16 protein-coding genes and 1 pseudogene are annotated in these 21,953 nt (G+C 71.5%); 14 read left to right on the top strand and 3 right to left on the bottom strand.

The annotated features are described in order from the left end of the window. The first annotated feature begins 16 nt into the window (after positions 1–16). From ACIPXC_RS09370 to ACIPXC_RS09355, 4 genes are all read left to right on the top strand, one after another. A complete protein-coding gene (locus ACIPXC_RS09370) occupies positions 17–2,368 on the top strand; it encodes an IucA/IucC family protein (protein ID WP_401615191.1) in 2,352 nt (783 codons plus the stop codon). A 32-nt stretch (positions 2,369–2,400) separates the two neighbouring features. After that, positions 2,401–3,117 carry a GNAT family N-acetyltransferase gene (locus tag ACIPXC_RS09365; protein ID WP_401615189.1) on the top strand — a complete coding sequence of 239 codons (717 nt, stop codon included), beginning with the start codon at positions 2,401–2,403 and terminating at the stop codon, positions 3,115–3,117. Positions 3,118–3,215: 98 nt separating this feature from the next. Further along, complete coding sequence (locus ACIPXC_RS09360; protein WP_401615187.1) at positions 3,216–5,072, top strand: IucA/IucC family protein; 1,857 nt, start codon at positions 3,216–3,218, stop codon at positions 5,070–5,072. Between the two features lie 54 nt (positions 5,073–5,126). Next, positions 5,127–7,097 carry an ATP-dependent DNA helicase gene (locus ACIPXC_RS09355; protein WP_401615185.1) on the top strand — a complete coding sequence of 657 codons (1,971 nt, stop codon included), beginning with the start codon at positions 5,127–5,129 and terminating at the stop codon, positions 7,095–7,097. Positions 7,098–7,207: 110 nt separating this feature from the next. Here ACIPXC_RS09355 and lexA read toward each other — a convergent pair whose 3' ends face one another. Continuing rightward, positions 7,208–8,005 (bottom strand): transcriptional repressor LexA, encoded by a 798-nt coding sequence (gene lexA, locus ACIPXC_RS09350; protein ID WP_401615183.1) that lies wholly within the window; start codon positions 8,003–8,005, stop codon positions 7,208–7,210. 469 nt (positions 8,006–8,474) lie between these two features. On the opposite strand from lexA, the gene nrdR reads away from it, so the two are divergent. The 7 genes from nrdR (at position 8,475) to ACIPXC_RS09315 (ending at position 17,102) form a co-directional block, all read left to right on the top strand. Further along, positions 8,475–8,987, top strand: coding sequence for a transcriptional regulator NrdR (gene nrdR, locus ACIPXC_RS09345; protein ID WP_386454616.1), 513 nt, complete (start codon positions 8,475–8,477; stop codon positions 8,985–8,987). Positions 8,988–9,132: 145 nt separating this feature from the next. Further along, positions 9,133–12,018 carry a vitamin B12-dependent ribonucleotide reductase gene (locus ACIPXC_RS09340; RefSeq protein WP_401615181.1) on the top strand — a complete coding sequence of 962 codons (2,886 nt, stop codon included), beginning with the start codon at positions 9,133–9,135 and terminating at the stop codon, positions 12,016–12,018. Positions 12,019–12,285: 267 nt separating this feature from the next. Further along, positions 12,286–12,912 (top strand): arylamine N-acetyltransferase, encoded by a 627-nt coding sequence (locus tag ACIPXC_RS09335; RefSeq protein WP_401615179.1) that lies wholly within the window; start codon positions 12,286–12,288, stop codon positions 12,910–12,912. A 32-nt stretch (positions 12,913–12,944) separates the two neighbouring features. Next, positions 12,945–13,550, top strand: coding sequence for a YdbC family protein (locus ACIPXC_RS09330; protein WP_063838155.1), 606 nt, complete (start codon positions 12,945–12,947; stop codon positions 13,548–13,550). A 72-nt stretch (positions 13,551–13,622) separates the two neighbouring features. Then, on the top strand, positions 13,623–14,282 hold the full coding sequence (locus tag ACIPXC_RS09325) for a histidine phosphatase family protein (RefSeq protein ID WP_401615177.1): 660 nt from the start codon (positions 13,623–13,625) through the stop codon (positions 14,280–14,282). Positions 14,283–14,293: 11 nt separating this feature from the next. Continuing rightward, on the top strand, positions 14,294–15,208 hold the full coding sequence (locus ACIPXC_RS09320; RefSeq protein WP_401615176.1) for an ADP-ribosylglycohydrolase family protein: 915 nt from the start codon (positions 14,294–14,296) through the stop codon (positions 15,206–15,208). 184 nt (positions 15,209–15,392) lie between these two features. Beyond that, the gene (locus ACIPXC_RS09315) at positions 15,393–17,102 is read left to right on the top strand and encodes a DUF4153 domain-containing protein (RefSeq protein ID WP_401615174.1); all 1,710 of its coding nucleotides are present in this window, start codon (positions 15,393–15,395) and stop codon (positions 17,100–17,102) included. A gap of 78 nt (positions 17,103–17,180) precedes the next feature. On the opposite strand, the pseudogene ACIPXC_RS09310 reads toward ACIPXC_RS09315, so the two are convergent. Beyond that, positions 17,181–18,768, bottom strand: a pseudogene (locus ACIPXC_RS09310) (MFS transporter). 142 nt (positions 18,769–18,910) lie between these two features. Here ACIPXC_RS09310 and ACIPXC_RS09305 point away from each other — a divergent pair. The 3 genes from ACIPXC_RS09305 (at position 18,911) to ACIPXC_RS09295 (ending at position 21,031) form a co-directional block, all read left to right on the top strand. Then, the gene (locus ACIPXC_RS09305) at positions 18,911–19,513 is read left to right on the top strand and encodes a TetR/AcrR family transcriptional regulator (protein ID WP_401615172.1); all 603 of its coding nucleotides are present in this window, start codon (positions 18,911–18,913) and stop codon (positions 19,511–19,513) included. A gap of 115 nt (positions 19,514–19,628) precedes the next feature. Next, on the top strand, positions 19,629–20,339 hold the full coding sequence (locus ACIPXC_RS09300; protein WP_401615170.1) for a ribonuclease HII: 711 nt from the start codon (positions 19,629–19,631) through the stop codon (positions 20,337–20,339). A 59-nt stretch (positions 20,340–20,398) separates the two neighbouring features. Continuing rightward, complete coding sequence (locus ACIPXC_RS09295) at positions 20,399–21,031, top strand: hypothetical protein (RefSeq protein WP_401615168.1); 633 nt, start codon at positions 20,399–20,401, stop codon at positions 21,029–21,031. Between the two features lie 248 nt (positions 21,032–21,279). Here the strand turns inward: ACIPXC_RS09295 and ACIPXC_RS09290 are convergent, their stop codons facing one another. Next, positions 21,280–21,906, bottom strand: a complete 627-nt coding sequence (locus ACIPXC_RS09290) for a hypothetical protein (RefSeq protein ID WP_386454593.1) — start codon at positions 21,904–21,906, stop codon at positions 21,280–21,282. Positions 21,907–21,953 lie beyond the last annotated feature (47 nt).

Raw genomic sequence — 21,953 nt, 5'->3', positions numbered from 1 at the left:
CACCCGAGGACCCGCGATGCCCGAGCCGCACCAGTCCACCCCGACCACTCCCATCACCCCGACAACCCCGATCCGGTCCAACCCCCTTCCCGACGACCCGGCTTCCGCCGTCTCCCTGCCCGCCGCCCTCGAATGGCAGGCGCCCCCGCAGCCGCAGCCGCAGCCGCAGCAGCAGCCCGACCCGGTCCGCACGGCCACCCCGCGGCCCGAGCCCGCGCCCGCCGCCTCGGGGCAGCCGTCACCGGACCCCGGTCCCGCATCCGCGACGCCCGCCGCCGGCCCCGTAGGAGAACCTGCCCCGCCACGGCCCGCCCCGGCCGGCGGCACATCGGCCCCCACCACGGCCCGGGGCGCGGAGTACGTTCCGGCGTCGGACCCGGAGCCCGGCCCGGCCGACCCGCGCACCCCCTCGGCCGAACCGGCCCCTGGACACCGCTCCGATGCCGCCGCCCACGCCGACGGGCACACGACCGAGTTCCCCCTGAGCCCGGAGGCCGCACCCGGCACACTGTCCCCGCAGCCCGGCCCGGCCGACGCCGGGGCCACCGCCACCGTGCCCCGCCAGAAGGACGGCACCCCCAGAGCGCGCACCGGTTGGCCGGGTTTCATCCGACCGGAGCCGATCGCCGGCCCCGACCCGCTGGACGACCCCGACCCGGCCCGCGCCGCCGAGGCCGCGGCCGTGGAGAACCTGCTCCGGTGCTGGGTCCGCGAATCCGGACTCCACCGCCCCGACGGCCCCGCCGGGAGCCCGCTGCGCATCCCCCTTCCCGCGTCCGGCACCGCCGTGCTGGTCGGCGTACGCCACTGGTCCCACACGGGCTGGCACCGCTTCGGCCCCGCCCGCCTCGAAAGCACGGCCCCCACCGCGCCCTGCCTGGACGCCGTCACCCTTGCCGCACTCCTCGCCCGCGAGGGCGTGGGCGACGGTCGCGGCAGCGCCGACCTCGTCGGCCGGGTCGCCGACTCGGTGCGCCGTACCACCGAGTTCGTCGCCGACCGCCGAGAGCGCCCCACCGCCCCGGCCCCCGCCTGCGCGGACCGCTTCCTCACCGCCGAACAGTCGCTCCTGCTCGGTCACCCCCTCCAGCCCGACCCGAAGAGCCGTGAAGGACTCTCCGAAGCCGAAGCACGCCGCTACTCACCCGAACTCCACGGCTCCTTCCCCCTGCACTGGTTCGCGGTCGCCCCCTCCGCGCTCGCCACCGAATCCGCCTGGACCGAGCGCGGCCGCCCTGTCTCCGCACCGCAACTCCTCGGCCGGCTCGCCCCCGGACTGCCGCTGCCCGACGGCACCACCCCCCTTCCCCTGCACCCCTGGCAGGCCCGAGACCTCCTCCAACGTCCGTCCGTCACCGCCCTCCGCGACGCAGGACTCCTGCACGACCTGGGCCCGCACGGCGAGGCCTGGTACCCGACCTCCTCCGTCCGCACCGTCCACCGGCCCGGCGTCCCCGCGATGCTCAAGCTCTCCCTGGCCCTGCGCATCACCAACTCCCGCCGCGAGAACCTCCGCAAGGAACTCCACCGCGGCGTCGAGGTGCACCGGCTGCTCCGCACCGGCCTCGCCGAGCAGTGGCAGGCGGCCCATCCCCGCTTCGACATCGTCCGCGACCCGGCCTGGGTGGCCGTGGATGCTCCGGACGGCACCCCCGTCCCCGGCCTCGACGCCCTGCTCCGTCACAACCCCTTCCGCCCGGGCGACGACGCCGTCTGCATCGCCGCACTCACCTCCCCCCGCCCATGGCCCGGCCGGACGACCATGAGCTCCCGTCTCGCCGAGATCGTCACCGGTCTCGCCTCCGCCACCGGACACACCACTTCAGCCGTTGCCGCCGAGTGGTTCCTGCGCTACCTCGACCACGTGGTCCTTCCCGTCCTCGCCTTCGACGCGCTCGCCGGTATCGCCCTCGAAGCGCACCAGCAGAACACGCTGGTCCTCCTCGACCCCGCCGGCTGGCCGGCCGGCGGCCGGTACCGCGACAACCAGGGCTACTACTTCCGCGCATCCCGCCGCGCGGAACTGGAGCAGAGGCTCCCCGGCATCGGCAGCCGCAGCGACACCTTCGTCTCCGACTCCGTGACCGACGAACGCTTCGCCTACTACCTCGGCATCAACAACGTGCTCGGCCTGATCGGTGCCTTCGGCTCCCAGCGCCTCGCCGACGAACGCGTCCTGCTGGCCGCATTCCGCCGCTTCCTGGCCAAGGCCGCGGGCCTCGGCCCGCTCCCCACCCGGCTGCTCGACTCGCCCACCCTGCGCTGCAAGGCGAACCTGCTCACCCGCCTGGGCGGCCTCGACGAGCTGGTCGGCCCCGTCGACACCCAGTCCGTCTACGTCACCATCACCAACCCCCTTCACGATTGACGCGTCGGCGCCCGACGCGGAGGAGACCCCCGATGCGCCTCACGGACACCGCCGCCGTTTCAGCCGAGCCCCGTCTCGACGCCCCGGACGACATCGACGCCTTCGGCGTCCTCGGCCTCGTGCAGCCCACCGCCGCGACACGCCTCAACGCCGACCTGCTGCCCCTCCTCGCCGAGGCCGACCTGCTGGATTCACCTGCCACCTGGGGCAGCGTCACCACCCGAGCCGGAGTCTTCCGCCTCGAACCCGTACGGCCGGGCCGAGACCTGCAACTCCTCACTCGCTGGATGAACGACCCCGAGGTGGCCGCCTACTGGGAACTCGACGGGCCCGCCGCGGTCACCGCGGCACACCTGCGGTCCCAGCTCGACGGCGACGGGGACAGCATCCCCTGCCTCGGCCTCCTCGACGGCACACCGATGAGCTACTGGGAGATCTACCGGGCCGACCTCGACCCGCTCTCCCGGCACTACCCGGCGCGCCCCCACGACACGGGTATCCACCTGCTCATCGGAGACGGCACGAACCGCGGCCGCGGGCTGGGCACGGCTCTGCTCCGCGCCGTCGCCGACCTCGTCCTCGACAACCGCCCCCGCTGTACACGCGTCGTCGCGGAACCGGACATCCGCAACACCCCCTCCGTATCGGCCTTCCTCAGCTCAGGCTTCCGCTGCCATGCGGAAATCGACCTTCCCGAGAAGCGCGCCGCCCTGATGGTCCGGGAGCAGGCCCTGCGCAATCTCCTCTGATCGCCGTACCCGCACGCCCCGACCGTCGTCGTCGCTCGCACCTCTCCCTTGGAAAACTCTGCGCCGCGCAGCAAAGTTCCCGATCTTCGAGGAGTCCCGTGCCGAATTTCCCAGCAGCCCCCGACCCGACGGATCCCGTCCTGCCGCCGTCGCCCCAGCACCCCTGCACGCCGCCCGAACTCACGCTCCCCACCTGGGACATCGCCGCCCGCAGGCTCCTCGCCAAGATGCTCGCCGAATTCGCCTACGAGGAGATCATCCGCCCCGTCCCCGCCCCAGCCGCCGCCGGAGACGCCTGGACGCTGACCCTCGACGACGGCAGCAGTCTCGGCTTCCGGGCCAGCCGCCGCGTGTACGGCAGCTGGCACGTCGCACCGGACACCATCACGCTCACACCGCCCCCACCCGCACCGGCCGCCCCGACCTCCTTCGGGGACCCGTACGCCTTCCTCGTCCGCGCCCGCACCCTCCTCCGACTAGACGGAGCCACCCTCGGCCACCTCGTCCGCGAGCTCAGCGCCACCCTCGCCGCCGACGCCCGGCTCGACCACACCGCCCTCGCCGCCGACGTCCTCGCCGACCTGGACTACGCGGCCCTCGAAGGCCACCAGACCGGCCACCCCTGGCTGGTCCTCAACAAGGGCCGCATCGGACTGTCCGCCTCCGACACCGCGGCCTGGGCCCCCGAGGCCCGCGCCCGCCAGCGCCTGCCCTGGCTCGCCGCCCACACCTCGCTCGCCGCCTACCGCGGCACCGCCGGCCTGCAGGACCCGGCCCGGCTCTACTCCGCCGAGCTCGATCCGGCCACGCGTTCGCTCTTCGACCGGACCCTCCGCGACCGTGGCCTCGACCCGCTGCACTACCTCTACTTCCCCGTGCACCCCTGGCAGTGGGACGAGGTCGTCGTCCCCCTCTTCGCCCCGGCGCTCGCCTCGGGCGACCTCGTTCCGCTCCCCGTCGATCCGGACCTCCGCCTGCCCCAGCAGTCGATCCGTACCTTCCTCAACCTCAGCCGACCGGACCGGCACAGCGTCAAGCTCCCGCTGTCCGTCTTCAACACCATGGTCTGGCGCGGACTGCCCTCCGACCTCGCCCTCGCGGCCCCCGCCGTCACCGCCTGGATCCACTCCCTCCGCGACGGCGACCCCTTCCTGCGCGACGAATGCCGGGTCGTCCTGCTCGGAGAGGTGGCCTCCGTCACCGTCCGCCACCCCGTGTACGACCGGCTCCCCGAGGTCCCGTACCAGTACAAGGAACTCCTCGGAGCGATCTGGCGCGAGCCCCTCACCGGTCTCCTGGAGGAGGGCGAACGCGCCCGCACGCTCGCCTCACTGCTCCACACCGACCCCCGCGGCCGGTCCTTCGCCGCCGAACTGGTCGCCCGCTCCGGTCTGACACCCACCGTCTGGCTCCGGAGGCTGTTCGCGGCCGTCCTGCCCCCACTGCTCCACTTCCTCTACCGCTACGGCACGGTCTTCTCGCCGCACGGCGAGAACGCCGTCGTGATCTTCGACGAGCACGACGTCCCGGTCCGGCTGGCGGTCAAGGACTTCGTGGACGACGTCAACATCAGTGACGAGCCGCTGCCCGAGCTGGCCTCCGTGCCCGACGAGGTCCGGGCCGTCCTCCTCACCGAGCCCGCCGACTTCCTGCCGCAGTTCATCCACTCCGGACTGTTCATCGGAGTCTTCCGCTACCTGTCCGCCCTGTGCGAGGACCGCCTCGACGTCCCGGAGGTCGATTTCTGGTCGCTCGTGAGGGACGAGATCCTGCGCCACCAGGCGCGCTTCCCCGAGCTCAAGGAGCGGTACGAGCTCTTCGACCTGCTCGGCGAGCGCATCGTGAGGCTGTGCCTGAACAGGAACCGGCTCTATGAGGACGGCTACCGCGACCGCCCCGACCGCCCGCACGCCGTGCAGTACGGCACCGTGCCCAACCCTCTCCACCGGCCATGAATCCCCGTCGGTGTGCGCCCGCTGTCAGCGGAGCCCCGTAGGGTTGGCAGTGCTATGACGAAGCCCTCCCTCCCCGACCTACTGCACGCCGCCGTCTCCGCCGTCGGCGGTACGGAGCGCCCCGGCCAGGTGGCCATGGCCGAAGCCGTCGCCGAAGCGATCGACGACAACTCCCACCGGCTCATCCAGGCGGGAACCGGTACCGGTAAGTCCCTCGGCTACCTGGTGCCGGCCCTCGCCCACGGCGAGCGCGTGGTCGTGGCCACCGCGACCCTGGCCCTCCAGCGGCAGCTCGTAGAGCGTGACCTGCCCCGGACGGTGGAGGCCCTGCACCCGCAGCTGCGCCGTCGGCCCCAGTTCGCCATGCTCAAGGGCCGGTCGAACTATCTGTGCCTGCACCGCCTGCACGAGGGCGCTCCGCAGGACGAGGAGGAGGGACTCTTCGACCAGTTCGAGGCGGCCACCCCCACGAGCAAGCTCGGCAAGGACCTGCTGCGCCTGCGCGACTGGGCCGACGAGACGGAGACCGGCGACCGCGACGACCTGACACCGGGCGTGTCCGACAAGGCCTGGTCGCAGATCTCGGTCTCCTCCCGAGAGTGCCTGGGTGCGACGAAGTGCGCGTACGGAGCCGAGTGCTTCGCCGAGGCGGCGCGCGAGCGGGCCAAGCTCGCGGACGTGGTCGTCACCAACCACGCGCTGCTGGCCATCGACGCCATCGAGGGCGCTCCGGTGCTGCCGCAGCACGAGGTGCTGATCGTGGACGAGGCCCACGAGCTGGTCTCCAGGGTGACCGGGGTCGCCACCGGCGAACTGACCCCCGGCCAGGTCAACCGCGCCGTGAAGCGCTCCGCCAAGCTGGTCGACGAGAAGATCGCGGACGCGCTGCAGACCGCCTCCGAGACCTTCGAGCGCGTCATGGAGCTGGCGCTGCCGGGCCGCCTGGAGGAGATCCCCGAGGACCTCGGTTACGCCCTGATGTCCCTGCGGGACGCCTCGCGCAATGTGATCTCCGCGATCGGGGCCACCAGGGATAAGTCCGTCCACGACGAGGACGCGGTGCGCAAGCAGGCCCTGGCTGCGGTGGAGAACATCCACTCGGTGGCGGAGCGGATCACGAACGGCTCCGCGTACGACGTCGTCTGGTACGAGCGCCACGACCGCTTCGGCGCCACGCTCCGGGTCGCGCCGCTGTCGGTGTCGGGGCTGCTGCGCGAGAAGCTCTTCGAGGACCGATCGGTGGTCCTCACCTCCGCCACGTTGAAGATCGGCGGTGACTTCAACGGCGTCGCCGCGTCCCTGGGACTGTCCCCGGAGGGCGTCGAAGGGGACGATGTGCCCCTGTGGAAGGGCCTGGACGTCGGCTCGCCCTTCGACTATCCGAAGCAGGGCATCCTCTACGTCGCCAAGCACCTGGCCACGCCGGGCCGGGAAGGCACCCGCGGCGACATGATGGACGAGCTCGCCGAGCTGATCGAGGCGGCGGGCGGCCGCACTCTCGGGCTCTTCTCCTCCATGCGCGGTGCCAAGGCGGCCGCCGAGGAACTGCGCGGTCGGCTCGGCAACCCGATCCTCCTCCAGGGCGAGGAGACGCTTGGCGAGCTGATCAAGACCTTCGCCGCCGACCCGAAGACCTGTCTGTTCGGGACGCTGTCGCTGTGGCAGGGCGTGGACGTGCCCGGCCCCAGCTGCCAGCTGGTGATCATGGACCGGATCCCCTTCCCGCGCCCCGACGACCCGCTGATGAGCGCACGCCAGAAGTCGGTGGAGGAACACGGGGGCAATGGCTTCATGGCCGTCGCCGCCACGCACGCCGCCCTGCTGATGGCCCAGGGCGCGGGCCGGCTCGTGCGGGCCTCGGGCGACCGGGGTGTCGTCGCCGTCCTGGACCCTCGCCTGGCCACCGCCCGGTACGGGAGCTTCCTGCGGGCCACGCTGCCGGATTTCTGGTACACCAACGACCGCAACCAGGTCCGCCGCTCTCTGGCCGCGATCGACGCCGCCGCCCAGGCGGACGGCCAGTAGCTCTCGCGAGTACAAGCGCAGCAGAAGCAGAGGCTGCCGGGTCGCCGAGAACACAACAACCCCCGGGACCGGCGCAGTGGGTCCCGGGGGCTGGCTGGGGAGGGGCGGGATCAGACGCGGCGCAGGACCGCGACGACCTTGCCGAGGATGGTCGCCTCGTCACCGGGGATCGGTGCGTAGGCGGCGTTGTGCGGGAGGAGCCAGACGTGGCCGTCCTCGCGCCTGAAGCGCTTGACGGTGGCCTCACCGTCGAGCATCGCGGCGACGATGTCGCCGTTCTCCGCGACGGGCTGGCGACGGACCGTGACCCAGTCGCCGTCGCAGATGGCGGCCTCGATCATCGAGTCGCCGACGACCTTGAGGACGAAGAGCTCACCGTCGCCGACGAGCTGGCGGGGGAGCGGGAAGACGTCCTCGACCGACTCCTCGGCGAGGATCGGGCCGCCGGCCGCGATCCGGCCGACCAGGGGAACGTAGGAGGCGGCGGGCTTGCCGGTGGTGTCCGTGGGCTGCGAGCTGGGCTGGTCCGAGCCACGCACCTCGTAGGCCCGGGGCCGGTGCGGGTCGCGGCGCAGGAAGCCCTTGCGCTCCAGGGCCATCAGCTGGTGCGCCACCGATGACGTGCTGGACAGGCCGACCGCCTGGCCGATCTCGCGCATCGACGGCGGGTAGCCCCGCCGCTGCACGGAGTCGCGAATGACCTCGATGACCCTCCGCTGCCGGTCCGTGAGTCCGGAGCTGTCGGCGCGGATGCCTGGAGGTCGACCTGGCAGCGAGCGCGCGGGACGCACGGCGGCGTCCGCATCCGGGTTCAGGTTTGCGTCGTTCATGGCATGCACCGGCTCGAGTCGGCTCTGGGAGCGGTTCTGGGCAGTGATGGCGGCGGCACTGTCTGCTGTGGTGGTCACGTCGGCCCCTCTCGAAATGTTCTCCCTAGCTGGACAACGGTAGTTGCTTTCGAAAGGTTGCGCCAAACACACGTTCGAGTGAAAAATCGCAGATCGCCCTGCGTGGGTAAATCGCGGGGTGTATAGGCGACGGATCGACGAACGCGGGTTCGGTCCGGCTTCCGCTGCTTACGGTACCCTTCCCGGTCGGGTCGCGGCCGTGCGGCCCCTGTGCCCAGTGTGGCACCGGGAGGCCTCGTATCCGGCTATCGGACGCTGCGACACGCAGAGGTATCCAAATCCACCGCAACCCAAGATCTAGTGGTTGGATGGGCGCGGCCACCCAGAAGTTGTGGTCCCTGGGTCCGCTGGGGCCCCCGGGATCGCATATGCTTGTGGCTGCTCCGCGAGCCCCCGACAGGGTCCTTCTCTGTTGTTCAGGGGCTCCGTGGGGTGATTCGGTCGTGCCAAGAAGGAGGGTGAGGGAACCATGCACTGCCCCTTCTGCAGGCACCCCGACAGCCGTGTCGTCGACAGTCGCACCACGGACGACGGCACGTCGATCCGTCGGCGCCGTCAGTGCCCCGACTGCTCCCGTCGTTTCACGACGGTGGAGACGGCCTCGCTGATGGTGATCAAGCGCAGCGGGGTGACCGAACCCTTCAGCCGTACCAAGGTCATCTCCGGCGTGCGCAAGGCGTGCCAGGGGCGGCCGGTCACCGAGGACGCCCTCGCCAAGCTCGGCCAGCGGGTCGAGGAGGCGGTGCGCGCCACCGGGAGCGCCGAGCTGACCACCCACGACGTGGGTCTGGCCATACTCGGCCCGTTGCAGGAGCTCGACCTGGTCGCGTACCTGCGGTTCGCGTCCGTCTACAAAGCGTTCGACACCCTCGAAGACTTCGAGACCGCCATCGCGGAACTCCGCGAAGGGCGGCCTCGCCCTGAAGAGTGCGAGCACGGCGGGACCGGTTCGGTCCCCGTGCCCGCCTCCGCCGCCGACTGACCGGGCTGCCCGCGGAACGGTGCTCCCGCACCGGGCCGCGGCCGGTCGGCCGCGCGAAGAGACGTAGATACAGAGACACAGCACTGTGCCGCGGAATATCGCTGGCACTTTAGGGCGTTTTTGCCCGCATATGGGAGGCAGCGGCATGACAGAGACGGCGAGCAGCTCGGCACGTGGTTCCCGCGCCAAGGGAACCAAGGCTGCCAAGGGCGGCCTGCGTATCGAGCGCATCCACACCACCCCCGGCGTGCACCCTTACGACGAGGTGAACTGGGAACGCCGTGACGTCGTCATGACCAACTGGCGCGACGGCTCGGTCAACTTCGAGCAGCGCGGCGTCGAATTCCCCGACTTCTGGTCGGTGAACGCGGTCAACATCGTCACCAGCAAGTACTTCCGTGGTGCGGTGGGCACCCCGCAGCGCGAGACCGGTCTGAAGCAGCTGATCGACCGGATCGTGAAGACGTACACGAAGGCCGGCGAGGACCACGACTACTTCTCGTCGCCCGCGGACGTGGAGATCTTCGAGCACGAGCTGACCTACGCCCTCCTGCACCAGATCTTCAGCTTCAACTCCCCGGTGTGGTTCAATGTCGGCACGCCCCAGCCGCAGCAGGTCTCCGCCTGCTTCATCCTGTCCGTCGACGACTCCATGGAGTCGATCCTCGACTGGTACAAGGAAGAGGGCATGATCTTCAAGGGCGGCTCCGGCGCCGGCCTGAACCTCTCCCGCATCCGCTCCTCCAAGGAGCTCCTCTCCTCCGGCGGCAACGCCTCCGGTCCGGTCTCCTTCATGCGCGGTGCCGACGCCTCCGCCGGAACGATCAAGTCGGGCGGCGCCACCCGCCGCGCGGCCAAGATGGTCGTCCTGGACGTGGACCACCCGGACGTCGAGGCCTTCATCGAGACCAAGGTGAAGGAGGAGGAGAAGATCCGCGCCCTGCGCGACGCGGGCTTCGACATGGACCTGGGCGGCGACGACATCACGTCCGTCCAGTACCAGAACGCCAACAACTCCGTTCGCGTGAACGACGAGTTCATGACGGCCGTCGAGAACGGCACCGAGTTCGGCCTGCGGGCCCGCATGACCGGTGAGGTCATCGAGAAGGTCGACGCCAAGGCGCTCTTCCGCAAGCTCGCCGAGGCCGCGTGGGCCTGCGCCGACCCGGGCATCCAGTACGACGGTGTGATCAACAACTGGCACACCTGCCCCGAGTCCGGCCGCATCACCGCGTCCAACCCGTGCAGCGAGTACATGCACCTGGACAACACGTCCTGCAACCTCGCCTCGCTCAACCTCATGAAGTTCCTGAACGACGACGGCAAGGGCGACCAGTCCTTCGACGCCGAGCGCTTCGCCAAGGTCGTCGAGCTCGTCATCACCGCGATGGACATCTCCATCTGCTTCGCGGACTTCCCCACGCAGAAGATCGGCGAGAACACCCGCGCCTTCCGCCAGCTGGGCATCGGCTACGCCAACCTCGGCGCCCTGCTGATGGCCACCGGCCACGCGTACGACTCGGACGGCGGCCGCACCCTCGCCGCCTCGATCACCTCGCTGATGACCGGCACCGCGTACAAGCGCTCCGCCGAGCTCGCCGCGATCGTCGGCCCGTACGACGGCTACGCCCGCAACGCCGAGGCGCACAAGCGCGTCATGAGGCAGCACGCCGACGCCAACGCCGTCGCCCCGCGCACCGACGACCTGGACAACTCGATCTGGGCCGCGGCCACCGAGGCCTGGCAGGACGTCCTGCGCCTCGGCGAGAAGAACGGCTTCCGCAACTCCCAGGCCTCCGTCCTCGCGCCGACCGGCACCATCGGTCTCGCGATGTCCTGCGACACCACCGGTGTCGAGCCGGACCTGGCCCTGGTCAAGTTCAAGAAGCTCGTCGGCGGCGGCTCGATGCAGATCGTCAACGGCACCGTCCCGCAGGCCCTGCGCCGCCTGGGCTACCAGGAGGAGCAGATCGAGGCGATCGTCGCCCACATCGCCGAGCACGGCAACGTCGTCGACGCCCCCGGTCTGAAGACCGAGCACTACGAGGTCTTCGACTGCGCCATGGGCGAGCGCTCCATCTCCCCGATGGGCCACGTCCGCATGATGGCCGCGATCCAGCCCTGGATCTCCGGCGCGATCTCGAAGACGGTCAACATGCCGGAGTCGGCGACCGTCGAGGAGATCGAGGAGATCTACTTCGAGGCGTGGAAGCTCGGCGTCAAGGCGCTCGCGATCTACCGCGACAACTGCAAGGTCGGCCAGCCCCTCTCCGCCAAGAAGAAGGAGGAGGAGAAGGAGGAGGTCACCGCCAGGACGGAGGAGACCATCCGCGCCGCCGTCGAGAAGGTCATCGAGTACCGCCCCGTCCGCAAGCGCCTCCCGAAGGGCCGACCGGGCATCACCACCTCCTTCACGGTGGGCGGCGCCGAGGGCTACATGACCGCGAACTCCTACCCGGACGACGGCCTGGGCGAGGTCTTCCTGAAGATGTCCAAGCAGGGCTCGACCCTCGCGGGCATGATGGACGCCTTCTCGATCGCCGTCTCCGTCGGCCTGCAGTACGGCGTGCCGCTGGAGACCTACGTCTCGAAGTTCACCAACATGCGCTTCGAGCCGGCCGGCATGACGGACGACCCGGACGTGCGGATGGCGCAGTCGATCGTCGACTACATCTTCCGCCGCCTGGCACTGGACTTCCTGCCCTTCGAGACCCGCTCGGCCCTCGGCATCCACACCGCCGAGGAGCGCCAGCGCCACCTGGAGACCGGCTCCTACGAGCCGCTCGATGAGGAGGTGGACACCGAGGCGCTTGCCCAGTCGGCCCCGCTCGCCGCGGTGCCGTCGGTGCCTGCCCCGGTCGCGGTCCCGGTCCCGGACCGGAAGACGGCCCACAGCAGCGCCGAACTGGTCGAGATGCAGCTCGGTGTCTCCGCGGACGCCCCGCTCTGCTTCTCCTGCGGTACGAAGATGCAGCGCGCCGGCTCCTGCTACATCTGCGAGGGCTGCGGCTCCACCAGCGGCTGCAGCTGATACCGGGCGGAGTGGTCCGCACGGGTCGCTGACCCACGGTTCACGGAGGGGACCGGCCCACGGCCGGTCCCCTCCGTGCGTTCGCCGTCAGTGGGGGATGCTGTCCTCGATGCGGTCCAGGTAGAGGCAGCGCGCGGCGAGGCCCGGCAGGTCGAAGGCGAAGCACAGGGACATCAGAGGGCTGACGAAGAGTTCGCCGCCACGGGTGCGGTCGGTGAACCGGACATCGCCGAAGGCCCCCCGGACGGCCGCGGCGATCGACCCGTTGTGGACCTCCTTGCCCTGGTGCAGGAGGGACAGGGCGCGCTGCCGGCCGCCGCCCTGGAGCGGATCGGCTTCGAGGTCACCGGGCGCGGTGCCCGCAACCGCACCCGCGGGGACGCCCTGCTCGCGGTGACCCATGCGCTCCTCGTCGTCACGGTCGACGGTGAGGAGTGGCTGTGCGATGCCGGGTTCGGCCACCAGGGACCCTGCGAGCCGGTTCCGCTGGGGCGCCCCGGTGCCGACGTGGAGCAGGGGAAGTGGACGTACCGCATCCGCGAGGAGGAGGACGGGGTCCTCGTGCTGTGTCTCCGGCGCGGGGACACCTGGCGGGACCTGTACGCCTTCTCCCCGCAGCGGTACCACCCCGTCGACTACGTCGTGCTCAACCACTACAGCTCTGGTCACCCCCACTCCTCCTTCGTCGGCCGGGTCGTCGTCCAGCGCCCGGGCGACGACGTCCGCCGGGCGCTCGTCGGGCGGGAACTGACCGCGCTGCACCCCGACGGGAGGACCGAGCGGAGGCTCGTCGGCCCGGACGAGATCCTCACCGTGCTCGACCGGGAGTTCGGTCTTCGGCTGCCTGATCGGGAAGCGGAAGAACTGGTGGGGATGTACCTCGCCGGGGACTGACCGGGGCCGCGCCCGGCCCGTACGATGGCGCAGTGCTGGTCAAGTGGATTCGCTGCACGGTGACGGACCGACGCGGGTTCGAGCGGGGGCAGCGAAAATGGGCGGGGCTGCCGGGCGAGCCGGGATTCCGGGGGCAGGGCGGCGGGTGGAGCAGAGGCCGGCAGGGGGTCGCGCATGTCTTCGCGTTCTGGGAGAGCCGGTCCTTCTACGACTCCTTCATGGCGCGCTCGCACGACAGACTGGCCGCCGCGCAGCACGGCACCTACACCGACCTGCGCGTCACGCTCTTCGACCACCGCTTCGACGTGAAGACCGGCTTCGAGCCGCGCTTCACCGACGCCGACGTCGTCCGGGTCGCGCACACCCGGGTCCGGGAGGGCCGGGTCGACCACTTCGCCCTCATGCAGGAGAAGGTGTGGAACCCGGCCATGGCGGGTTCGCCCGGGATGGTCCGGGGCCTCTTCGGGGAGGCACCGGGCCGAGAGTTCCTGGTCCTCTCCATGTGGCACGCCGCTGCCGAGCACGGCAAGTACCGGCAGGAGCGGGTCGAGAGGCTGTCCCTGCGCGCCCAGATCCAGGCCGACGTCGAAGCCCTCACCGGTGACGTCGTCGACCTCGAACCGTCCTGGACGGTATGACCGTATGACGACCGCCAGGTCGACCGGCGTGCCCGGTCGGCCGGCCCGGCCGTGGCCGAATAGGGTCGTGGGATGGTTCGACCACGGCGCATCGTCCTTGTCCGACACGGGGAATCGGAGGGAAACGCCGACGACACGGTGTACGAGAGGGAACCCGACCACGCCCTGCGGCTGACCCGGAAGGGCCGCGAGCAGGCAGCGGCGGCCGGCGTCCGGCTGCGCGAGGTCTTCGGCAACGAGAGCATCAGCGCCTACGTCTCCCCCTACCGGCGGACCCTCCAGACCTTCCGAGAGCTCAGGCTCGACCCCACACGGGTCCGGATGCGCGAGGAGCCGCGGCTGCGCGAGCAGGACTGGGGCAACTGGCAGGACAGGGCGGACGTACAGCTCCAGAAGGCGTACCGGGACGCGTACGGGCACTTCTTCTACCGGTTCGCGCAGGGCGAGTCGGGGGCCGACGTGTACGACCGGGTCGGATCCTTCCTGGAGAGCCTCTACCGCAGTTTCGAGGCTCCGGACCATCCCCAGAACGTGCTGCTGGTGACGCACGGGCTGACGATGCGGCTGTTCTGCATGCGCTGGTTCCACTGGTCGGTGGCCGAATTCGAGGCCCTGTCCAATCCGGGGAACGGCGATTTCCGGATGCTCCTGCTGGGCCCCGATGGCCGGTACCGGATGGACCGCCCGTTTGAGCGGTGGACCACACCTGAGCCTTATGACCTGGACGGCTAGAGTGACCCGCGATGACGCCTGACTCCGCTCCCGAACGGCGCTACGCACGCGCCATGGCCAGCCTCCGAGGGCTGGCACTGGGTGATGCCCTCGGCTCCCAGTACTTCGTCCCCGTGAACTACCCGCTGCTCAAGCGGCGGGAGCTGCCCGCCGGCACCGAGACGTGGCAGTGGACCGACGACACCGAGATGGCCTGCTCGGTGGTGGCCGTGCTGGCTTCGCACGGGCGGATCGACCAGGACGCGCTCGCGCGTTCCTTCGCCCACCACCACGACTTCGACCGGGGCTACGGCCCGGCCGTGAACCGGATGCTTCGTCTGGTGCGGGAGGGCGAGGACTGGCGCACGCTGGCCGCCGAACTGTTCAACGGGCAGGGCTCGTGGGGCAACGGCGCCGCCATGCGGATCGCACCGCTGGGTGCCTGGTACGCCGACGACCCGGAGCAGGCCACGCACCAGGCGGAGATCTCCGCCTACACGACCCATCAGCACCGCGAGGCGGTCTGCGGGGCGATGGCCGTCGCCGCGGCGGCCGCGCTGGCCGCGGGCACGGATGCCCCGCCGAAGGCGGCCGATCTGCTGGACGGGGTGATCGCGCTCGTACCCCGCAGTGCGGTCGGCGCCGGGCTGCGGCGCGCCCGGGACATGCTGGACTACGGCGACGCGACCACCGTCGCCGCCGTGCTGGGCTGCGGGCGGCGCACGAGCGCCCACGACACCGTGCCCTTCGCCCTCTGGTCGGCGGCGCGGGCTCTGGACGACTACGAGCGGGCGTTCTGGACCACCGCCCAGGTGGGCGGGGACATCGATACGACCTGCGCGATCGTCGGCGGAGTGCTGGGCGCGCGGGGGGACGCCGTGCTGCCGGCCGAGTGGCTGGCGCGCACCGAGGCGCTTCCGGGCTGGGTGCCGCCGACGCCCGCGTAGGGGGTGTCCGGTCGACCGGGCCTGATCATGGCCGCGTGGTGGGGGTGGCAGTCGGCCTTCCGATTGTCACGGTCCTGCCACAGCACGCTTTTGATCCTGTTCAAAACTGCCCGTCGGCTGCCTAACCTGTCCTCATCGCCGCCCCGACCCGCACACCGGGGTGGCCGACAGGGGAGGGGACCCGATGTCAGAGAACACCGGCGGGGCGGACGAGGTCCGGCCGAAGACGGCCGACACCGATGCCGCGACAGGGGGTTCGCCCACGCCTGCGGCTCCGGCGGGTAGCCCGCCCGCCCAGGCGGCAGGGCCCCGGCCGGGCGGGCACACCGGCAGGCCGGGCTGGCAGCCGCACCATCACCCACAGCAGCCGCGCCCCTGGGGACCGGCGCCCCCGGGGCAGCCCGCCAAGCCCTCCTGGGCCACGGTGGTGCGCCCGGCCGAGGCCGCTCCCATCCGGACCGCGACCCTCGTCACCGTCCTCGCCTCCGGCCTCGCCGCCGCGCTGCTCCTGGCTGACGGCGTGGGCCCCGGCCTGCTGCTCGCGGTGGTGCCCGTCGTCGTCGCCGCGTACACCGCCGCCCGCGTGGCCGGCCGTAGGGCCCGGCCCTGGACCCTCGCCTGGGTGATCGGCTGCCTCGCGCTCCTCGCCGTACCCGGCCTGCGCGACTCGGCCTGGCCGTCGACGCTGGCGGTCCTGGCCGCCGTACTGCTGGGTGCGCTCGCTCTCCACGGCAGCCGCACCTGGCCCGGGGTCTTCCTCAGCCCGCTCGGATTCGCCGACTCCACCGTGTCCGGCATCGCCTGGGCCCTGAAGGGACTGCGCTCACGCGGAGGGATCGGCAAGGACCGCTGGCTGCCCGTCGCCAAGGCCACGGCCGTGGCCTTGGCACTGCTCGTGCTCTTCGGCGCGCTCTTCGCCTCCGCGGATGCGGCCTTCGCCGACCTCCTCGGCGGTCTCGTGCCCGACGTGTCGGTCGAGGACGGGCCCGTCCGGTTCATGCTCTTCGTCCTCGGCGCGCTGATCGCGGTCGCGGCGGCCCGCACCGCGGCCGCCCCGCTGCGCTGGGACCGCATCCAGGTGGCCCCGGGCAAGCCGCGCTCCCGGATCGAGTGGGCCCTGCCACTCGTCGTGCTCAACCTGCTCTTCGCCGGCTTCAACGCCGTGCAGCTGGCCGTCCTGTTCGGCGGCTACGACAAGGTCCTGGAGAGCACCGGCCTCACCTACGCCGAGTACGCCCGTCAGGGATTCTGGCAGTTGCTCTGGGCCACCCTGCTCACCCTCGCGGTGATCGCGCTCGCCCTGCGCTGGGCCCCGCGTTCCGGGGCGGGCGACCGGCGCCTCGTCCGGGTGGTCCTCGCAACCCTGTGCGCGCTGACGCTTGTCGTGGTCGCCGCCGCGCTGCGCCGCATGGACCTGTACGTGGACGCGTACGGGCTGACGAGGCTGCGCGTCTCGGTGGCCGCCATGGAGCTGTGGCTCGGGCTGGTCATCGTACTGATCATGGCGGCCGGGGTGTTCGGCGCGCGCTGGCTGCCCCGCGCGGTCGCCGGCAGTGCCGCCGCCGCGGTCCTGGCCTTCGGCCTGCTGTCCCCGGACGGGATGGTCGCCGAGCGGAACGTGGCCCGCTTCGAGCAGGACCAGAAGATCGACCTGGCCTACTTCCAGTCTCTGTCGGCGGACGCCGTTCCCGCTCTGGACCGACTGCCCGAGCCCCAGCGGTCCTGTGCCCTGCGCGGGATCAACGACGACATGTCGCGGGCCGGCGACGTTCCTTGGTACGCGATGAGCATGGGCGAGTACCGGGCCCGGCAGGTCCTGCGCGAGCGACCGGTGACGGCTTCGTACGAGGTCTGCTCCCGCCTGGGCACCTTCGGCAGCCGCACGGAGTACTGAGGCCGGCGCAGCAGCGGGTACCGGGCCGGGCGCGGCGGAGATCCCCGCGCCCGGCCCACCCGTACGTGCGGGAGCCGTTCAGGCGGCGGGACCGGCCTTGGCGGCGGCCCCGGCCAGGGCTTCCAGGTCGCTCCTGCGCACGCGGATCACCAGCAGGGCCGTGGTCAGGGCGAGGCCGGCCATGGCCACGGCCGCCATGAACGAGGTGGAGATGCCCTGGGCGAGGACGAGGTCCCCCCAGGGATCCGGCAGCCGTCCGGTCTCCTGGAAGGCGGCGGCGGCCGCCGGATCCGCCTGGGCCAGGAAGGCCGGGACCTGCTGCGTGGCCGCCTCGCGGCTGGCCGCGCCGAACACGGTGACCAGGATGGACAGGCCGAGGGAGCCGCCGACCTGCTGGCTGGCGTTCAGCAGGCCGGCGGCCGCACCGGCCTCCTTCGGGTCCACCCCGGAGACGGCGGTGAGGGTCAGCGTCACAAAGTTGAGGCCCATGCCGAAGCCGAAGAGGAGCATCGGTCCGAGCACGCCGGACAGGTAGGAACTGTCGGTGCGCAGCAGGGTCAGCCAGGCCAGCCCGGTGCCGGTGCGCGGACCCGATGACCATGAAGGGCTTGGGGCCGAAGCGCGGCAGGAAGCGCTCCGAGAGGCCCGCGGCGGTGACGATGGCGACCGTGACCGGCAGGAACCCGAGCCCCGACCGGATCGGGGAGAAGCCCAGCACGTTCTGTACGAACTGGACGATGAAGAAGAACATGCCGAACATGGCCGCGGCGAGGCCGAGCATGATGACGTAGGTGCCGGTGCCGGTGCCGGTGCCGGTGCCGGTGCCGGTGCCGGTGCGGTTGCGGTCGGCGAACATGCGCAGCGGGATGATCGGTTCGCGGGCCCGGGACTCGATGACGACGAACAGCGCCAGCAGTACCAGGGCCGCGGCGAACGAGCCGAGGGTGAGCCGGTCGCGCCAGCCCTCCTCCGAGGCACGGATGAAGCCGTAGACCAGCGAGGCCATGCCGCCGGTGGAGGTGAGGGCTCCGGCGATGTCGAAACGGCCGGGGTGACGCTCGGACTCGCTGATGTAGAGCGGGGTGAGCACCGCGATCAGCACGCCGATCGGCACGTTGACGAAGAGCACCCAGCGCCAGTCGAGCCACTCGGTCAGCATCCCGCCCGCCAGCAGGCCGATCGCGCCACCGCCCGCGGAGACGGCGGCGAACACCCCGAACGCCCGGTTCCGCTCGGGGCCTTCGGCGAAGGTCGTCGTGATCAGGGCGAGCGAGGTCGGGGGAGGCGATCGCGCCGCCCACTCCCTGCAGGGCCCGGGCGGCGAGTAGCTGCCACGGCTCCTGGGCGAAGCCGCTGAGGAGGGAGGCCAGGGTGAACAGCAGGATTCCGGCCAGGAAGACCCGGCGCCGGCCGAGGATGTCGCCGGCCCGGCCGCCGAGCAGCAGCAGTCCGCCGAAGGTGAGGGTGTAGGCGCTGAGGACCCAGGAGAGGTCCGTGGTGCTGAAGTCGAGAGCGGTCTGGATGTGCGGGAGCGCGATGTTCACGATGGTGCGTCGAGGACGACCATGAGCTGACAGGCGGCGATGACGGTGAGGGCCACGCCGGGGCGGCCCTCCCGGCGTGCCGCGCCCGGTATCCGGGGCACGGCGAGTTGAGAACCTGTCACTGAGGATCCCCCCCAAAGTGAAATAGTGAACGCTGTCGTTCACTACGGGGTCCACGGTAGGAGCCGGAGTTAGTGAACGCAAGCGTTCACTAAGGCTGGAAATGTATGCGGCGGCGTCTCGGGCCGGTCGGAGGGTGGAGAGATGGTGGGTTCGCGCTGGTCATCGGCGTCGCCGGGGCGCAGGCGGGGTCCCGAACTCGAACGGGCGATTCTCGACGCGGCGTTGGAGCAGCTGAGCACGGTCGGATGGAACGCGCTCACCATGGAGGGTGTCGCCGCCGGGGCGCAGACCGGCAAGGCCGCCCTCTACCGGCGCTGGCACTCGAAGGCGGACCTCGTGGCCGAGGCGCTGCGGACCGGCCTGCCGGGGATCGGTGAGATTCCCGACTCCGGCTCGGTCCGTGAGGATCTCCACCTGCTGTGCCTGCGGGCGCGGGACGTCATGTACTCGCGTGCCGGACAGGCTCTCTGGTCGGTGCTTCACGAATGCGATCACAAGACGGCGGATCGGTTCCGCGGTGTCATCTGGTCCGGGCTGCAGGAGCCTGCCCGGCGCCTGATCAGGGAGCTTGTGCTGCGCGGAATCGAGCGGGGAGACGTGAGACCGGACGCTGCCGGTCCGTTTGTCGTGGATGTCATCCCGGCGATGCTGATGTACCGGGCCAAGGTGTGCGGTAGTGAATGGACGGAGGGGGACGTCGCCGAGTTGATCGACGAGGTGATGGTGCCACTGCTCAGGGTGTGAGACGGGAAGGGGCGGTCGGGGGCCCGGTGGGACGGGGTTCGTGACCGATCCCGTACCGGTCGGGTCGGGGCGGGGGTGTGCAGCGGGCCCGGGGCGGCGTAACCTTGCTGGCGCCATGCCGTACGAAGCACCCACCCACACCGTCGAGCGCTCCCTCCGTGCAACCACCGGCGCCAAGATCATCGCCGGGGTCGACGAAGTCGGACGAGGGGCCTGGGCCGGTCCCGTCACCGTGTGTGCGGCGATCACGGGCCTGCGCCGGCCGCCCGCCGGTCTCACGGACTCCAAACTGCTCACCCCCAAGCGACGCGACGCCCTGCTCGACGTCCTGGAGAGCTGGGTCACCGCCTACGCACTCGGGCACTCCACGCCCGAGGAGATCGATGAAGTGGGCATGACGGCCGCGCTGAGGCTCGCGGCGCAGCGCGCACTGGAGGCCCTGCCGGTGCGGCCCGACGCGGTGATACTCGACGGCAAGCACGACTATCTCGGCCCGCCCTGGCGGGTTCGTACGGTGATCAAGGGCGACCAGTCCTGCATCGCCGTCGCCGCGGCTTCGGTCATCGCCAAGGTCCGTCGCGACCGCATGATGGCCGAACTCGGCGAACAGGGCGGTGGAATCGAGGACTTCGCCTTCGCCGCCAACGCCGGATACCCCTCGCCCGTGCACCGGGCGGCCCTGGAGGAGCGGGGGCCCACCCCCTACCACCGGCTGTCGTGGTCGTACCTCGACGCGCTGCCCAGGTGGCGCCACATGAAGAAGGTGCGCCGCGGCGAGGAGTCGACGGAGCTGGAAAACGGAGGCCAACTCGGCTTCGATTTCTGATCGCACCCATGTGCCACCGCCCGGTACGTTTCGTACCGGTGTTTGATAGATATCAACTCATGCCTCTCACCCCCGCCATCGAGGAGCCTCAGATTCACGAGAGTGCCCAGGGTCCCCGCGTCACGCCGGCCGCGAGCCGCCCCGCGCAGACCCCCCGACCCGTACCTGGTCCGCGTCCGGCCGCCGTCCCGCGGCCCGGCCGCCCCGGTCCCGCCCGGCCCGCACCCCCCGCGCAGCGTGCGGCGCAGGCCACCCCCGGACCCGTTCCCGCAGCCCCCACCGCACCGTCCGTCTCGGCGGCGGTGCCCCAGATCCAGCTGATCCCGGCGTCCGCCGAGGGAGCGCTGGACGCGGCCGAAGAGGCCGTGGACCTGTTGCTCGACACCGGGCGCGCGCCCGGTGACATCCTGGTGCTGACCACCGGCGACCCGCACCCGTGGGCCGCTCATGAGCTGTCCTTCGGCGAGGCCGCGTACTGGGCCCTGCACGACGCCGGGGACGACGTCTTCTACGCGGACGCGGCGCAGGTCGAGCGTGCCGCCGGCCGTCCCGTCGTGGTCTTCGCGGCCAACGGCGGTTCGGTCGACACCGTCGCGGGCTCCCTGCCGGTCGCGCTCACCCGGGCGGGTGCGCTGCTGATCGTGTGCGGCGACCCGAAGCAGATCAACTCCGTGCTGGGTGCGGGCGTCTGACGCCCTGTACCCCGGCGCGGGCGAGGGGCGGGGCGGGCGTCGAGCCGGCCCCGCTGAAGCCCGGGCCGAGGCGCGGGCCGTGGCCTGAGCCGACGTCCGTGCGGGCGCCCACGAGGGTGCCGGAAGCCTGATCCGCCGTACGCCCGGTCCCGGGTGTACGGCCGTGAGGCCTGCCCGCGAGCGGGCTGTGCCAACGCGAACGAAGAACGAAGAACGAAGGCCGCGTGGGGCCGCGTGTCGCTACGGATTCAGCGCGCGGCGGTCCGGCGCAGGGCCTCGACCGAGCCGCCACCGGTGTGCAGGGCGAGCGGGGCGAATTCGGCCACCGTGTCGCCGAGCCGCTGGGGCCGCGAGTCCGAGCTGGGCCGCCGGCCGCCGCGGCCTTCGCCCAGCACCTGCCAGCCGTCGCGGGTCAGCGTGATGTACGCACCGCAGCGCAGCCCGTGCAGCGTGCAGGCGTCCCGCAGCCCCCACATCCACGCCCCGTCCTCCGGGGTCCACCGCTCGTCGCCCTCGCGGCAGTAGAGCAGCACGGCCGTCCGCACCGGGGTCCGTCGCCGCAGGTCGTGCGGAAGGACCCGGCGCAGCCGGGACAGCAGGGCGTTGCGGTACTCCCAGCCGTCGGCCGACGCAGAGCGCTGCACGAAGGAAGCGCTGGCCACGAGCTGTTCCTCCGGGCCGAGGACGGCGATCACCGCGGTCGAGGGAACCGGGCTGTGCCGGGAGTGCAGCCCGCTGACGACCTCGCGTGGATTGCGCAACAGGGGAATGCCCGCCGACGTCCACTCGGACGGTTCCAGCAGTCTGCCGTGCCGGCTCGCGCCGGTGGCAGTTGCCAGAGACGAAGTCGAAGGCGGCGTGAATCCGAAGGTCACGTTCCTCCCTTCGGGTACACGCCCGCGGACGGGCACGGCTGGAGTCA

The organism is Streptomyces sp. NPDC090021, from assembly GCF_044748225.1.
Classification (GTDB): domain Bacteria; phylum Actinomycetota; class Actinomycetes; order Streptomycetales; family Streptomycetaceae; genus Streptomyces.
This window is presented reverse-complemented; position numbering and strand designations above follow the sequence as displayed.

Coding starts and splice junctions, on each gene's coding strand:
- ACIPXC_RS09370 (WP_401615191.1), top strand. CDS start 17: ATGCCCGAGCCGCACCAGTCCACCCCGACCACTCCCATCACCCCGACA.
- ACIPXC_RS09365 (WP_401615189.1), top strand. CDS start 2,401: ATGCGCCTCACGGACACCGCCGCCGTTTCAGCCGAGCCCCGTCTCGAC.
- ACIPXC_RS09355 (WP_401615185.1), top strand. CDS start 5,127: ATGACGAAGCCCTCCCTCCCCGACCTACTGCACGCCGCCGTCTCCGCC.
- nrdR (WP_386454616.1), top strand. CDS start 8,475: ATGCACTGCCCCTTCTGCAGGCACCCCGACAGCCGTGTCGTCGACAGT.
- ACIPXC_RS09340 (WP_401615181.1), top strand. CDS start 9,133: ATGACAGAGACGGCGAGCAGCTCGGCACGTGGTTCCCGCGCCAAGGGA.
- ACIPXC_RS09325 (WP_401615177.1), top strand. CDS start 13,623: ATGGTTCGACCACGGCGCATCGTCCTTGTCCGACACGGGGAATCGGAG.
- ACIPXC_RS09320 (WP_401615176.1), top strand. CDS start 14,294: ATGACGCCTGACTCCGCTCCCGAACGGCGCTACGCACGCGCCATGGCC.
- ACIPXC_RS09315 (WP_401615174.1), top strand. CDS start 15,393: ATGTCAGAGAACACCGGCGGGGCGGACGAGGTCCGGCCGAAGACGGCC.
- ACIPXC_RS09305 (WP_401615172.1), top strand. CDS start 18,911: ATGGTGGGTTCGCGCTGGTCATCGGCGTCGCCGGGGCGCAGGCGGGGT.
- ACIPXC_RS09300 (WP_401615170.1), top strand. CDS start 19,629: ATGCCGTACGAAGCACCCACCCACACCGTCGAGCGCTCCCTCCGTGCA.
- ACIPXC_RS09295 (WP_401615168.1), top strand. CDS start 20,399: ATGCCTCTCACCCCCGCCATCGAGGAGCCTCAGATTCACGAGAGTGCC.